Annotated in this window: 14 protein-coding genes; 3 read left to right on the forward strand and 11 right to left on the reverse strand. The window is 71.2% G+C overall.

The window, feature by feature from the left end:
- Positions 1–43: 43 nt before the first annotated feature.
- From UA75_RS30000 to UA75_RS30035, 8 genes are all read right to left on the reverse strand, one after another.
- Positions 44–928, reverse strand: coding sequence for a hypothetical protein (locus UA75_RS30000; protein WP_157434510.1), 885 nt, complete (start codon positions 926–928; stop codon positions 44–46).
- Complete coding sequence (locus UA75_RS30005) at positions 925–1,473, reverse strand: RNA polymerase sigma factor (protein ID WP_075743087.1); 549 nt, start codon at positions 1,471–1,473, stop codon at positions 925–927. Before UA75_RS30005 ends, UA75_RS30000 begins: the two co-directional genes overlap by 4 nt.
- A gap of 145 nt (positions 1,474–1,618) precedes the next feature.
- The gene (locus tag UA75_RS30010) at positions 1,619–2,497 is read right to left on the reverse strand and encodes a MerR family transcriptional regulator (RefSeq protein ID WP_075743088.1); all 879 of its coding nucleotides are present in this window, start codon (positions 2,495–2,497) and stop codon (positions 1,619–1,621) included.
- Positions 2,494–3,816: an MFS transporter gene (locus UA75_RS30015; RefSeq protein ID WP_083690949.1), complete on the reverse strand. Its 1,323-nt coding sequence runs from the start codon at positions 3,814–3,816 to the stop codon at positions 2,494–2,496. The genes UA75_RS30010 and UA75_RS30015 overlap by 4 nt, the downstream gene beginning before the upstream one ends.
- A gap of 259 nt (positions 3,817–4,075) precedes the next feature.
- Positions 4,076–4,678, reverse strand: coding sequence for a TetR/AcrR family transcriptional regulator (locus UA75_RS30020; RefSeq protein WP_075743089.1), 603 nt, complete (start codon positions 4,676–4,678; stop codon positions 4,076–4,078).
- A 145-nt stretch (positions 4,679–4,823) separates the two neighbouring features.
- Complete coding sequence (locus tag UA75_RS30025; protein WP_075743090.1) at positions 4,824–5,147, reverse strand: DMT family transporter; 324 nt, start codon at positions 5,145–5,147, stop codon at positions 4,824–4,826.
- A 473-nt stretch (positions 5,148–5,620) separates the two neighbouring features.
- Positions 5,621–6,334, reverse strand: a complete 714-nt coding sequence (locus tag UA75_RS30030) for a hypothetical protein (protein WP_075743091.1) — start codon at positions 6,332–6,334, stop codon at positions 5,621–5,623.
- A 39-nt stretch (positions 6,335–6,373) separates the two neighbouring features.
- On the reverse strand, positions 6,374–6,892 hold the full coding sequence (locus UA75_RS30035) for a SigE family RNA polymerase sigma factor (RefSeq protein ID WP_075743092.1): 519 nt from the start codon (positions 6,890–6,892) through the stop codon (positions 6,374–6,376).
- A 241-nt stretch (positions 6,893–7,133) separates the two neighbouring features.
- On the opposite strand from UA75_RS30035, the gene UA75_RS30040 reads away from it, so the two are divergent.
- Both UA75_RS30040 and UA75_RS30045 read left to right on the forward strand, forming a co-directional pair.
- Entirely contained in the window at positions 7,134–8,147 is a 1,014-nt protein-coding gene (locus UA75_RS30040) for a threonine aldolase family protein (protein WP_075743093.1), read from the forward strand.
- Between the two features lie 152 nt (positions 8,148–8,299).
- Positions 8,300–8,917 (forward strand): HAD-IA family hydrolase, encoded by a 618-nt coding sequence (locus tag UA75_RS30045; RefSeq protein ID WP_075744380.1) that lies wholly within the window; start codon positions 8,300–8,302, stop codon positions 8,915–8,917.
- Between the two features lie 173 nt (positions 8,918–9,090).
- On the opposite strand, the gene UA75_RS34200 is transcribed toward UA75_RS30045, so the two are convergent.
- Positions 9,091–9,264, reverse strand: a complete 174-nt coding sequence (locus tag UA75_RS34200; protein ID WP_198042879.1) for a hypothetical protein — start codon at positions 9,262–9,264, stop codon at positions 9,091–9,093.
- Positions 9,265–9,790: 526 nt separating this feature from the next.
- Here UA75_RS34200 and UA75_RS30055 point away from each other — a divergent pair.
- The gene (locus UA75_RS30055) at positions 9,791–10,969 is read left to right on the forward strand and encodes an aminotransferase class I/II-fold pyridoxal phosphate-dependent enzyme (RefSeq protein ID WP_075743095.1); all 1,179 of its coding nucleotides are present in this window, start codon (positions 9,791–9,793) and stop codon (positions 10,967–10,969) included.
- Positions 10,970–11,024: 55 nt separating this feature from the next.
- Here UA75_RS30055 and UA75_RS30060 read toward each other — a convergent pair whose 3' ends face one another.
- Together UA75_RS30060 and purD are read right to left on the reverse strand one after the other, a co-directional pair.
- Positions 11,025–11,516 carry a hypothetical protein gene (locus UA75_RS30060; RefSeq protein ID WP_157434511.1) on the reverse strand — a complete coding sequence of 164 codons (492 nt, stop codon included), beginning with the start codon at positions 11,514–11,516 and terminating at the stop codon, positions 11,025–11,027.
- 187 nt (positions 11,517–11,703) lie between these two features.
- Positions 11,704–12,975 (reverse strand): phosphoribosylamine--glycine ligase, encoded by a 1,272-nt coding sequence (gene purD / locus UA75_RS30065; RefSeq protein ID WP_075744381.1) that lies wholly within the window; start codon positions 12,973–12,975, stop codon positions 11,704–11,706.
- Between the last annotated feature and the right edge of the window lie 62 nt (positions 12,976–13,037).

Below are 13,037 nucleotides of genomic sequence, written 5' to 3' on the forward strand. Positions count from 1 at the left end.
GGGTCTGCCCCTGGCTGGTTCACGGCTGCATCGCCATGACGTTCTAGAAGATGGTGATCGACTCGTCGGTGGCCAGCTCGATCAGCTGGTCCCAGTTCAGGCTGGGCCCGTCTCGCAGGTCCGGTACCTCGTCCCCGACGATCCGGCCGTGGTCATAGGCGCTGAACCGCACGACCTCGCCGTCCAGTCGCAGATGGTTGACGCTGGCGAACCCGGCCGTCATGGTCTGGCTCGCGTCATGCGCGTAGGCGACCAGCAACGAGCCGTCGTCGAGCAGCTGATAGCCGCAGGCGAACTGGCCGGGCTGACACAGGATGTCCCGCTCGGGCGGCCCGCCCGCCATCACCTGGACGAAGGCCATGCCGTCGCCGAGCGAATCCTCGAAATAGATCGGCGCGCCCACTGACCGCGCGTCCTCGTCGATGTCGCCGACGCCCTCCGTGCCGAAGGCCTCCGTGTAGTACGCCCCCGACGCCTCCGGCACCACCTGATCGATTCGCTCGTCCAGGTAGGGCCGCAGCGCCTGGCTCCGCTCGTACAGTTCTCCCCTCGAGTATTCGGGCGCCGACACGCCCTCAGGCGGCCAGACGAATTCCGGCTCCTCCAAGACGAACCCGTCCGGCAGGATCGCCAGCTTCTCCATGTCGGTCAGGTCGGGCAGCCGCTCGGCCGCTTCCGGGGGCGGCGGCGCCATCGAGGAGGAGATCGCCGCCGCCGACATCCCGTCCCCGCCGCCCTGCCCCGTCAGCGCCGGGGCGACCGCCACCGCGCCGAACACCGCGAGGGTGCCGACGGCCGCGCCGAACATGGACCGCCGTCGCCGGGTGTGGACCTCCGCCTTCGTCGCCATCCGATCCGGGTCCAGCCGCATCGGCGGCTCCCCGGCCACGGCGGCCCGTAGGCCTGCCCGCAGTTCGTCCTCGTTCACCACGCCATCCCTTCCACGGCCAGCCGAGGCAGGTCCTCGTCCTGGCGTTCCATCGCCGCCCGCAGGGCCGTCAGCCCTCGGGACGTCTGGCTCTTGACCGTTCCCTCTGAGCACCGCAGGATCGCGGCGGACTCGGCGACCGAGAGATCCTCGAAGTACCGCAGCACCAGGACCGCCCGCTGACGCGGTGGCACGCTGGCCAGCGCGCGATGCACGACGCCCTTGGCCCAGTCGCGCTGCCCGGCCGAGGCCGGGTCGACGGCCGGGTCCACGACCTCCGGGACGACGCCGTCGCGGTGCTCTCGACGCCGCCACGGGCGCCGGAACTCGTCGAGCCAGCAGCGCATCAACACGGTGTGGACGTACCGGTGCACGGTGTCCTTGCGCTGCACTCGCGACCATGCGCCGTGCAGCTTGATCAGCGTCGTCTGGACGAGATCCTCGGCGAGGTGCCAGTCACCGCACACCAGGTAGGCCATTCGACGTAACGACGCCGCCTTCTCTCTGGCGAAGACGCGGAACTGTTCCTCTTCCTCGGCTCGCATCGTTCTCCTCTCGCAGTACCGCCCTTTCTCACGAGCAGGCGCGCGAGATGGTTGCACGAGAGATCCCCCGACTCGGCCTGATCCGGGCCGAAGCGGTGCGCGGACCGGCCGCGTCCTGCGCTGGCAGACCGACGAGCGGAGCGGATCAGATGGTGTCGGGGTCCGCAGGCGCGGCGTCCAGGTCGGCGAAGACCCGTTGCAGGGAGCGGATGAGCCGGACGTGGGCGGGCGGCAACGAGCCAACGAAGTCTTCGAACAGGGTGGTGACCATCGCCTCGGAGAGCGAGGGGGCAGCCTGCCACTGGCTGTCTCCCCAGTGCCGCAGCAGCTCGGCATGCCGGTGCAGGAACGCGGTGGAGGCTTCGATGAGCGCGTCGACGCGGGGATGGTCCGCAGGCAGATCCCGGACGGCCTCCATCTCCGCATAGATCGCTCGACTCACCCGGCCGCCGTCCACGCCGATCAGCCGGGTGTAGACGTCGTCGAACAGGGCTTTCGCCATCGACGTCTCGGCGTCGTCGATCGGTCCGGACCGCGCGCCGGGCTCGGCCGATCCCGACCGATCGACCAGTGCGGGACGCAGCACCGCCGAGGCCAGGAGCACGATGTCTCGCTCCGCCTCGATGGCGGTGGGCGAGAGTCCCCAGGCAGCCAGCATCGTCTGGGCGTTCGCCACCGCATCCGGGAGTCGGGGGTCTCGGTCCAGCTCGCGGAAGCGCGCCAGGGCGGCCCGCCGCGTCGCCAGCCGTTCCTGCCTGCTCGCCAGCTCGGCGTCGAGTTCGTCCAGCGAGGCCCGCAGCGTCTCGGCGGGCGCGTCGAGCAGGTCGCCGATCTCGCGGAGGGCGAAGCCGATCTCGACCAGGCGCCGCACCCGCAGCACCATGATCAGCTCGGCGGAGCCGTAGCGTCGGTGTCCGTATTCGTCGCGGGCGGGCTCGGCCAGCAGGCCGATCTGGTGGTAGTGGCGGATGGTGCGGATCGAGACCCCGGCGATCTCGCTCAGCCGCCCGATGGTGAACATCATCGCCCGCCTCCCGTCGCGTCGTCGACGAGCCGGGGCTCGTCCTTCTGTCCGACGAGCATGCCTTCGCCCTCATCGCCGACGAGCACGGGCTCGTCCTTCACAGTGTCGAGGTCGCGCATGCCCCTGGCCAGGATGGCGTAGACCCCGACGAGCAGCCATGAACCCGCGATCACCGCCGTGGCGACCCGCAGGCTCGCCCCTTCGATCAGCAGCCCGGCGGCCATGACGCCCAGGGGCATGACGGCCAGCGTCGCCGCATTCTGCACGCCCATGACCCGGCCTCGCGAGGCCTCGGGCACCCGCTCGGCGAACAACACCGGCACGAGCGGACCCAGCAGTCCGGAGCCGATCCCGACGAGGAGCAGGCCGAGGGCCAACAGCAGGAAGGGCGGCAGGAACGCCACGATGGCGAGTCCGAACGAGCAGCAGGCGAGGGCGGTCAGGAAGACGGCGCGACGACTGATGCGCGCGGCCAGCACCGCATAGGCCACCGAGCCCCCGAGCATCCCGAGGGCCATCGCGCTCACCGTGTAACCCAGCAGGTCGGGGGCGCCTGCCTCGGCAAAGTAAACGGGCAGCACCAGGGCTTGCAGCGGACCCATGACCAGCACCGATCCGATGCTCAGGATGGTCAGGGCGGACAGCAGTGACGACCGGATGATGATGCGGAATCCGACGAGCAGGCCCCTCGTACCGCGCTCGGCGGGATCGGCGGCTCCGTTGGCCTCGTTCGCCGAGAGGCGGCGCACCCGACCGACCTCGGCGGGCAGCAGGCTGGTGAACAGGGCGGCCAGGGCGGGCATCACCGCCGCCGACCAGATCACCGCCTCGATCGGGAACAGGGTCAGCGCGAGCCCGGCCAGCGCCGGGCCTGCCAGGAACGACACCGCGAACAGGGACTCGCGGATGCCCGCCAGCCGATCGAGGTCGATCCGCCCGGCCGAGGCGATGTCCGGCAGCAGCGCGTCCCGCGCCGTCAGGCCGGGGACGTCGAACAGTGCCCCGAGGACGCCCAGCAGGATGAACAGGCCGAGGTCCAGGCCGAACACGGCGTCCACGGCCGGGAGGGCCGCGACGCTCAGCGCGCTGCCGAGGTCGGCGACGATGCTCATCCTCCTGCGCCCGAACTTGTCGATGAGCAGGCCGCCGAAGAACGCGGCGAGCAGGGCGGGGATCGCGGTGACGGCGGCGACCGTGCCCGTCGCGGCGGCATCGCCGGTCCGCTGGAAGACCAGCCAGGGCAGCGCGACGGCGATCACCGAGTTGCCGAGCAGGGAGGCGAAGTCCGCGCCGAGGAAGAACACGACGATGCGATTCATGCAGGCCAGCCTGCCGCCCTGACGTAGCGTCAGGGCAACTGCCGATCGGTGGCCGAGGCCGCACTGTGCCCGAGGCCGGGTGCTCCGGCGATCGACGACTCGGCGATCACGGCGGGACCCCGCTGACGTGGTGAAGCCGAGGTCGGGTCCCGCTGCGGCGCTGGGCGGGATCGGCTGCACGGTCGACGCAGCCAGTCGGGATCGTCGCCCGCCATGAGGTCCGGGGTCGAACGGCGATGCCCTGTTCGGCGGTGGCCGATCAGGAATCCGGGTAGAGCCGGACCAGCTCGGCTCGCAGCATCTCCCTGGCCGCCGACCGGGGATCCGGATCGCTGTCGATCAGTGCGTTGACCACGGCGCCGTCGACCAGCGCGATCAGTCGAGCCAGCCCGGCACGATCGACGGGCATCGCCGAGCGGGTGAAGGCCTCCGAGAGCACCTCGCTCAGGTCCTGACCGAGTTCCCTGATCAGCGGAGCGAGGGCGGGCCTGCGTCCGGTGGTGACCAGCCGCTCGTAGCGAACGAGGATCAACTCCGACTGGCTGCCGCGCGTGGCGGAGCCGAGCAGCAGGTCGAGCATCAGCTCCACCACCGTGTCCACACTGCGTCGGCGCTCGGCCAGCTCGCCGAGGCGGTCCCTGGCGCGGGTCAGCTCGACGTGTGCCGTGTGCTTGACGGCCTCGGCGAGCAGGTCATCCAGTGAGGAGAAGTAATAGGTGGTCGAGGCCAGGGGGACGCCCGCCCGCTCGGCCACCGCTCGATGCCGCACGACGTCGAAGCCGCCCTCCACCAGCAGGTCGGCCGCCGCCTGGACCAAGGCCTGCCTGCGTCGTTCCCCCTTGGGGGTGCTCGCGCTCGTCATCGGACCTCCGCCGCCGGAACACATGCGTCTCGAGAGGGCCATGCTGCCATGCGGGTGGCCGTCGCCGAACCGGCTGACCGCCGTCGGACCCGTTCTCGCTGGTCCGGGGCGGGTTCACCGATCAAAGCCGGGATCGACGGGCCAATCAGTGACCGCCGCCTGCAAGATTCAGCCCGATGATTCCCGCGACGATCAGCACCAGCGAGACGATCTTGAGGGTCGAGACAGAGTCCCCGAGCCAGATCATCCCGATGATCGCGGTGAGCGACGCACCGATGCCGGTCCAGACCGCGTAGGCGGGGCCGACCGGCAGTTCGCGCAGCGCCCAGGCCAGGCCGCTGAAACTGACGGCCGCCAGGACGGCGAAGCTCACCGTCGGCCACAGCCGGGAGAAGCCGTTCGACAGCTTCAACGAGATCGCCCAGCCCGCCTCGAACACCCCGGAGATGATCAACACCAGCCACGCCATCGTTACCCTCTCCAATTCCTGTACGGTCGTACCACTATTTCGCACCCGAGCGTATCCGACGACGACACGACGGGCTCGTCCCAGGGCGTTGGGCGGCGAGACGCTCGGAGAAAGAAGGAGAAGAGTGCAGCTGAAGGAGACCATGACTCGGCGATCTGAGCGATTCGCGGCGGCGTCAGCCGGAGCGCGACCTGCCACCTCAGGCGGCAGGCCCGCGCGGCGGCGGGAGACGTGGGACGACGGGTCGGGCGGCGCGAGACGGGCAAGGGCCGACCGGAGACGACGGCGACGGAGGACAAGGCGAGACGAGCCGACGGCGACGACCGCGAAACCGGGAAGCGCGCAGCGGCGAAGCCGAGCCGCCATGGACAGGCCGTGCGGCCGTCGGCGCGTCTCGGCACCCGCGCCGCCGTGGCCGGACCGCCGAGGCCGGCTCGCCCCGTCAGCGGCGAGCCGTCAGACCCGGATCGTCGCTACAACCGGTCCGCGAGGCGACTGAGGAGATCGCCGACCTCATCGGCATGGGGTGCGTCGCCCGAGCCCTGTCGCGGCTCCACCGTCACGGTCAGCAGCTCGCCGTTCGCCGTGGAGATGGAGGCGTTCACGCCCTCCTCGGGAAGCTCGGCGGCGGTCGGGCTGCCGGCGGGCTCCGGGGCCAGCACGACCGACAGCACCCCGATGCCCGAGTCGTCCTGGACCTCGACGCTCACCGCTCTGGCGCCGGGCAGGCAGTTGAGAGCGGCGGGCTGCGGCGTCTCGTCGGCGGTCTCGGGCAGTTCCTGGGCCAACAGATCGGCGAGCACCGGGTCCACCTCGCCGCAGCCGTCCTGGAATCCGGTCTCCGCGCTGCTCATCGGCGATCCCTCGCTCGCGGTCGGACCGGACTCCTGCGAGGACTCGGGGAGGGGTTGCACCATGACGCTGGGAGACCGCTGGTCCTCCGAGGGCGCCTCAGTCTGTGCCAGGTCGCCGCTCGGTCCTGGTCCGTCGAATCCCGGCAGCAGTCCACCCAAGACGAGACCGCCCGTCAACACGGCCACGCCGAGCACCGAACCGCCCGCCGCCGTCATCCGGCGCCGCACCGTCACCCGGTGCGACGTGCGCACGACGTCCTGCTCGTCGAACGAGGCGGGTGGCGCGTCGCCGACCGCATCGTGGAACAGCCCGGACAGCTTCTTCTCATCCATCCGAACCCACCTCCTCGCGGCACTGTGCGGCCATCCAGCTCATGATGCCGACCTCAGATCATCCAAAGCGTCGCCGAGAACACTCCGCAGCGACTCCAGACCTCGGGCGGTCTGACTCTTCACCGTGCCCTCCGTGCAGCCCAGCACCGCTGCCACGCCCGACACGTCCAGACCCTCCAGGAACCTCAGCACCAGCACGGCGCGCTGCCGGGGCGCGACCTGCTGAAGCCCGGCCAACAGGGTCTGCCTGGTGGCGACCCGGTCCGCCGTCCCCGGCGCGCTGTCCGGCTGGTCGGGCAGCTGGTCGACGAAGTGCTCTCGTCGCCACGGCCGCCGCGTCTCGTCGATCATCGCCCGGACCACGACCCGGCGGACATAGGCGTCCAACGCCTCACGGTCGCGGATCTTGTGCCACCGACGATGCAGCGTCACGAAGGCAGTCTGAGCGAGGTCGTCCGCACGATGCCAGTCGCCGCACAGCAGATATGCCATCCGACGCACCGCCTCCCGCCGAGCCGCGAAGTACGTCGCGAACTCCTGCTCCTCACGCTGGTCCACGCGGAACTCTCCGCTCCTGGTCTCTATGTCTTCAGACGGAACATCCCCGCCAGACGGTTGCATGTGCGCGTTCGGCCCGCCGAGCCGGCCTGGGCGAAGCAGGCGGACCAGCGGGCGTGGTCGAATCAGACGGTGCAGGACAAGTCAGACATGCCTTCAGGAGAATCCTCTCGATCAGGCGGCGAAGTCCCGACGAAACGCCGTCTTCGCACCGCCGTCTCGACTGTGGTGTGATCTGTTCGTGACCAAACTACCGCCTATCGATCTCCGATCCGACACCGTCACCCGCCCCGACAAGACCATGCGCAACGCCATGGCCGATGCCGAGGTCGGCGACGACGTCCTCGACGGCGACCCCACCATGCGCGCATTGGAGGAGCGCGTGGCAGGCCTGCTCGGCACGGCCGCCGCCCTCTGGGTCCCGACCGGATGCATGGGCAACGCCATCGCGCTGATGCTCCACCTCCGGCGGGGCGACGTCTTCCTCGCCGCCGAGCACGCGCACGTCCTGCACAACGAGCTGGGCACCGCCGCCTGGCTGGCGGGCGGGATGCCCCGCACCCTGCCGTGGACCGACGGAGCGGGTCGTCTCTCGCCGTCGGACGTGGCCGAGGCCGCCGCCGCCGAGGGGCCGTACTACTCGCTGCGCACCACGCTGCTGTGCCTGGAGAACACGCACAACGCCGCGGGCGGGGTCGTGACGCCGCCCGACGAGCACGCGCTGCTCGTGTCGGCCGCCTCGGCGGGCGGGCTGCGGGTACATCTGGACGGGGCTCGGCTGTGGCATGCCGCGATCGCGATGGAGGTGCCGCCTGCCGCCCTGACCGTCGGCGTCGACACCGTCCAGGTCTGCCTGAGCAAGGGGCTCGGGGCGCCCGTCGGATCGGTCATCGCCGGTTCCGTCGAGTTCATCGCCGAGGCCCGTCGCGTCCGCAAGATGCTGGGCGGCGGCGTCCGACAGGGCGGCGTCCTCGCAGCGGCGGGCCTGGTCGCCCTGGACCGGATCGACCAGCTCGGCAAGGACCACGCGAACGCGACCTTCCTGGCCAAGGGCCTGGTCGAACTGGGCTGGGAGGTCGATCTGCCGCAGACCAACATCGTGCTCGCCTCGGTAGCCGACGTCCGATCGACGCTGGAGCGGCTCGCGAGCCAGGGAGTCCTCGCAACGCCCATGGCCGGCCGGGTCCGCTTCGTCACTCACCGAGACGTCACCCGCAGCGACCTGCGAACAGTGCTGCGCCGAATCGCCCGCTGAAGCGACGTCTGCGACGACCGCCTGCCGACTCCGCCGCCGACCGCCGACTTCCGCAACGGACGCCCCTCGTCCGCGGATGACCGCCTCCGCAGCAGGCGGCAAGGATGGACGGCAGGCTCAACAAGATCGTGCCGAGACCCCTGGAGGACGCCATGCCGACGACCGAACCCGACATCCGCTGGGTGGTATTCGACTACGGAGAGGTGATCAGCCGCCGCACGGCTGCCCTGCCCGAGCTGGCCGCCACGCTCGGCGTCACCCCGCAGCGGTTCGAAGAGGCCTACTGGGCCGTCCGTGATCCGTACGACCGGGGTTGCGCGGACCTCGACTACTGGCGATCCGTGGGCGACCAGCTGGGGGTCGAGGTGGACGAGGACGTCTCCGCCACGCTGACCGGGATCGACGTCGCAGGCTGGCTGCACACGGATGCGGCGACCCTGGCGCTGCTCGCGGAACTGGACGAGAGCGGCGTGCCGTTAGCGCTGCTCTCCAACGCGCCGACGACCTTCGCGCGGACCGCCGAGCAGCAGCCGTGGACCCGGCACTTCCGCACCCTCGTGTTCTCGGGTGACCTCGGCATCGCCAAGCCCGACCCCGCGATCTGGCGCGGCCTCGTCGAGACGCTCGGCACCGAGCCCGGTCACTGCCTCTTCCTCGACGACCGTCAGACGAACGTGGTCGGCGCCAGGACGGCCGGTCTGTGGGCCGAGGCCTGGAACGACGCGGCGAGCATCCGCCGTCGGTTGACGGAGCTGGGCGTACTCGGCTGAGGCGATCGCCGAGCAGGGTCGCCCACCGACCCGCGCTCGGCGGAGCCGCCTCCCCCGCACAGCGTCCTTCCTCGCCCGTCCGCACCCGGTCGATCGCCCAGGCCGTCCTCGCCGAGCAGGCTCGCGCCGAAGGGAGGTGCGCCTGCCTCGGCGATCCGCCGAGCCGGACCCGGCTACGGAAGCTGCTTCTTGTTGCCGCTCTTGAGCGCACCAACGGCCGCCGTCACCACGAACAGCACGCCACCCACGATCGCCAGCCAGAACAGTCCCTTGACGACGGCGCCCAGGACAGAGAGTGCCAGCCAGACGACGAGCAGTACGCCGACGACCTTCCACACAGTCGACACGAAAGAGCCTCCATTCCACGGCGCGGGAGCACCGCTCCCCCAGCTTCGCATGAGCTGGTGCGGGGACAAGAAGTCGACACCAGACATCAGGGAAAGCTCAGGGCATCCCCGACCCGCCGCCGACGGGCGGGTGCGGGGCCACGGGTGCCAGGTCGCCAAGGGGACCCGAGTGGCGCGGCGCCGACGCGGAGCGGCACCCGGCGGGACCGGGCAGGCGGTGCCCGGGGCGGGGCTGCCGCCGGACGAGATCGAATCGCGTCACGATCAGGCCGGTCGATCTCGGGACTGCCCAGCCCGACTCGGCGACTTCGGGGGCGGCGACTTCGGGGGCGGCGACTTCGACCGGGCAGGGTCGAGGCGGCGGGGCGGGCAGGCCGAGGCGGGCGTCGCATACCGCGTCAGGAACGGAACCGCAGCCTCCCGACCGCCGCCGACCGGCGCGCATCGCCGGACCCCCTCCGCCGCAGGCGCCGACGACGCATCCCGCCCAACCCCGCCGCCGAACCTGCGGACCTAATCTGGCGTCATGCCAGCAGCACTCGATCCACTGCGCGTCGCGACCCGAGCGCAGGTTGCACCCTTCTACGTGATGAACGTCGTCTCGGCCGCCGCGAAGCGGGCCAGAGAGCACGGCGACGTGGTGTCACTCGTGGCGGGGCAGCCCTCCTCACCCGCCCCCACCGCCGTTCGCGCCGCCGCCGCCGAGGCGTTGAACACCACCACCCTCGGCTACACCGAGCAGCTGGGAACGCAGGAGCTGCGGGCCGCCGTCGCGGGCCATTACCGGACCCGTTACGACCTGGCCGTCGCCCCGCAGGACGTCGTCGTCACCTCGGGTGCCTCCGGCGCGTTCCTGCTCGCGTTCCTCGCCTGTTTCGAGGCGGGCGACCGAGTGGCACTGGCCCGACCCGGCTACCCGGCCTATCGCAACATCCTCCGCGCCCTGGGCTGCGAGGTCGTCGAGCTGCCCACCGGCCCCGAGACCCGGTTCCAGCCGACGGCGGCCATGCTGGCGGCACTGGACGAGCCGGTGCGCGGGCTGATCGTGGCGAGCCCGGCCAATCCGACCGGCAGCGTGGTGAGCCCCGCCGAACTGGGCGCGCTGTCCGACTGGTGCGGGGCCAACGGCGTCCGGCTGATCAGCGACGAGATCTATCACGGCATCTCCTACGGTGCCGAGACCGCGTCGGCCTGGCAGTTCAGCCGGGACGCCGTCGTCGTGCACTCCTTCTCGAAGTACTGGTCGATGACGGGCTGGCGGCTGGGCTGGGCACTGGTGCCCGAGGGCCTGCGGTCGGCCGTCTCGGCGTTGGCGGGCAACTTCACCGTCTGCCCGTCCTCGCTGGCCCAGCAGGCGGCGCTCGCCGCGTTCACCCCGGAGAGCTATGCCGAGGCCGATGCACAGGTCGTCCGCTATCGCACGAATCGAGACCTGCTGCTGCGCGGACTGAGCGAGCTGGGCATCACCCGAGTCGCCCCGGCCGACGGGGCGTTCTACGTCTACGCCGACGTCTCGCACCTCACCGAGGACAGCATGGGCTTCTGCGAGCACCTGCTGGCCGACACCGGGGTGGCCGTCGTACCGGGGATCGACTTCGACCCGATCGACGGCGGCCGCTTCGTGCGCATGTCGGTGGCCGGTTCGACGGAGGATGTCGCCGAGGCCCTGCGCAGGCTGGGCCCGTGGCTGGCCCGCCGCAGCTGACCACCCGGTCGGCGCGGCGCATCCCGCGTACCGGCGGATGCGTCGCGCCCGCTGGTCAGCGCACGATCCGGTGCAGGGCGTCCGTCAGCTCCTCGGCGCGCCGGGTGACGACGACATAGGTCGGGCCCGAGGTCGTCCGGATCTGGACGCGGGTCCCCGATCCCATGATCAGCACCCGTCCGTCCCTACTCCGGCGCCAGCCCACGCCGCCGTAGTACATGCCGGAGACCTGATCGAGCTGCTGCACGTCGCTGATGTCCTCGGCCGCGATGATCCGGCGGCTGAACGGACGCAGGCTGAGCATGAGCGAGTCGTCGGCGACCAGCACCGTGCCTGCCACCGGCAGGAGGACGACGATGATCGCCAGGCCGACGAGCCCGGCGACCAGTGCTTCTGCCAGGCTTTCCTCACCGTTCAGGTAGGTGACCACACCCGCCGTGATCGCGGCCAGTCCACCGAACACGACGACCAGCTGGCTCCACAGCGGTGAGTACCTCTTCTCATGGAACAAGGCCTCGGCTGGACGTGGTCGGCTGCCTGGTGTCATGAGTCCCTCGATGTCGTCCTGCTGAAGTCGGATTCACCTTAGGTGAACAACCGCAGCTCGAACGGCCGCTTTCGGCGATGCGGTCGTTCGATGCGGCGTCGAGGGGCAGGCAGGATCACTCCGCCACAGGGGCGGCCTGGGCCGTCTGCCGTCTTCGCCGGACGTCCCGCACGGGATTCCCGGGCGCTCAGGCGTGCGACTGCGCCGGGTCGACCACCTCGCCACGCACGGCTGCGGCGGCGATGTCCGCCCGATGGTGGGAGCCGGTGATGTGCACGCCCGCCACGCGCCGGTAGGCGTCGGCCCTGGCCTCGGCCAGATCGCCGCCGGTGCCGACGATCGAGAGCACGCGCCCGCCGGAGGAGACCACCGCGCCGTCCTCCCGACGTCGGGTGCCCGCGTGCAGCACGCCGTCCGACTCGCTGCCGCTGATGACGTCCCCGGTGCGCGGCCTGCCCGGATAACCCTCGGCGGCGATCACCACGGTCACGGCCGCACCGGGCGCCCAGTCCAGCGGCGCGAGGTCCGCGAGGGTGCCGCCCGCCACCGAGGCCAGCACGGTGCTCAACGGGGTGCGCAGCAGGGCCAGCACCGCCTGCGTCTCGGGGTCGCCGAAGCGGCAGTTGAACTCGATCACCTGCGGGCCTGCCTCGGTGAGGGCCAGCCCCGCGTACAACAGGCCGGAGAACGGCGTCCCGCGTCTGCTCAGCTCCTCGACGGTCGGGCGCACGACCTCGGCCACCACTCGGTCCACGAGGTGCTCGTCCGCCCACGGCAGCGGCGCGTAGGCGCCCATGCCGCCGGTGTTGGGCCCGGTGTCGCCGTCGCCGACGCGCTTGAAGTCCTGAGCAGGCAGCAGCGGCACCACCGTGGTCCCGTCGACCAGGCAGAACAGCGACGCCTCCGGCCCGTCGAGGAACTCTTCGAGCAGCACCGGGTGTCCGCCGTCCAACAGCGTCAACGCGTGCGCTCGGGCCTCGTCCACGTCACGGGTGACCACGACGCCCTTGCCCGCAGCGAGCCCGTCGTCCTTGACGACCCAGACCGGGCCGAACCGGCCCAGCGCCGAGTCCAGATGGGCGGGATTGTCGACCACCTCGCTGTGCGCGGTCGGGACCTTCGCCGCCGCCATGACGTCCTTGGCGAAGGCCTTGGAGCCCTCGATGGCCGCCGCGGCCTTCGTCGGGCCGAAACAGGCGATGCCTGCGGTGCGCAGCGCGTCGCCCAGCCCGGCCACCAGCGGCACCTCCGGGCCCACGACGACGAGGTCGGCCGCCCAGCTCGTCGCCGCCGACACCACGGCCGTCGGGTCGGTCGCATCGATCCCCAGCGTCTCGGCGAGCGCGGCGATACCCGCGTTGCCCGGTGAGACGGCCAGGGCCGTGACGGCAGGGTCCTGCGACAGCGCAAGCAGGATCGCGTGTTCGCGGGCACCGGCTCCGATTACCAGGATTCGCACGCCGAGCAGCGTAGTTCCGCCTCGGTCGGGGCGACCTGCGGCCCCCGGACCCACGCGTGTCG

It is taken from the genome of Actinoalloteichus sp. GBA129-24 (assembly GCF_001941645.1).
Classification (GTDB): Bacteria; Actinomycetota; Actinomycetes; order Mycobacteriales; family Pseudonocardiaceae; genus Actinoalloteichus_A; species Actinoalloteichus_A fjordicus.

Bases quoted from the DNA above. Each gene is read 5' to 3' on its own strand.
- UA75_RS30015 (WP_083690949.1), bottom strand. From the start codon at position 3,816: ATGAATCGCATCGTCGTGTTCTTCCTCGGCGCGGACTTCGCCTCCCTG.
- UA75_RS30005 (WP_075743087.1), bottom strand. From the start codon at position 1,473: ATGCGAGCCGAGGAAGAGGAACAGTTCCGCGTCTTCGCCAGAGAGAAG.
- UA75_RS30020 (WP_075743089.1), bottom strand. From the start codon at position 4,678: ATGACGAGCGCGAGCACCCCCAAGGGGGAACGACGCAGGCAGGCCTTG.
- UA75_RS30045 (WP_075744380.1), top strand. From the start codon at position 8,300: ATGCCGACGACCGAACCCGACATCCGCTGGGTGGTATTCGACTACGGA.
- UA75_RS30025 (WP_075743090.1), bottom strand. From the start codon at position 5,147: ATGGCGTGGCTGGTGTTGATCATCTCCGGGGTGTTCGAGGCGGGCTGG.
- UA75_RS30055 (WP_075743095.1), top strand. From the start codon at position 9,791: ATGCCAGCAGCACTCGATCCACTGCGCGTCGCGACCCGAGCGCAGGTT.
- UA75_RS30030 (WP_075743091.1), bottom strand. From the start codon at position 6,334: ATGGATGAGAAGAAGCTGTCCGGGCTGTTCCACGATGCGGTCGGCGAC.
- UA75_RS30060 (WP_157434511.1), bottom strand. From the start codon at position 11,516: ATGACACCAGGCAGCCGACCACGTCCAGCCGAGGCCTTGTTCCATGAG.
- UA75_RS30010 (WP_075743088.1), bottom strand. From the start codon at position 2,497: ATGATGTTCACCATCGGGCGGCTGAGCGAGATCGCCGGGGTCTCGATC.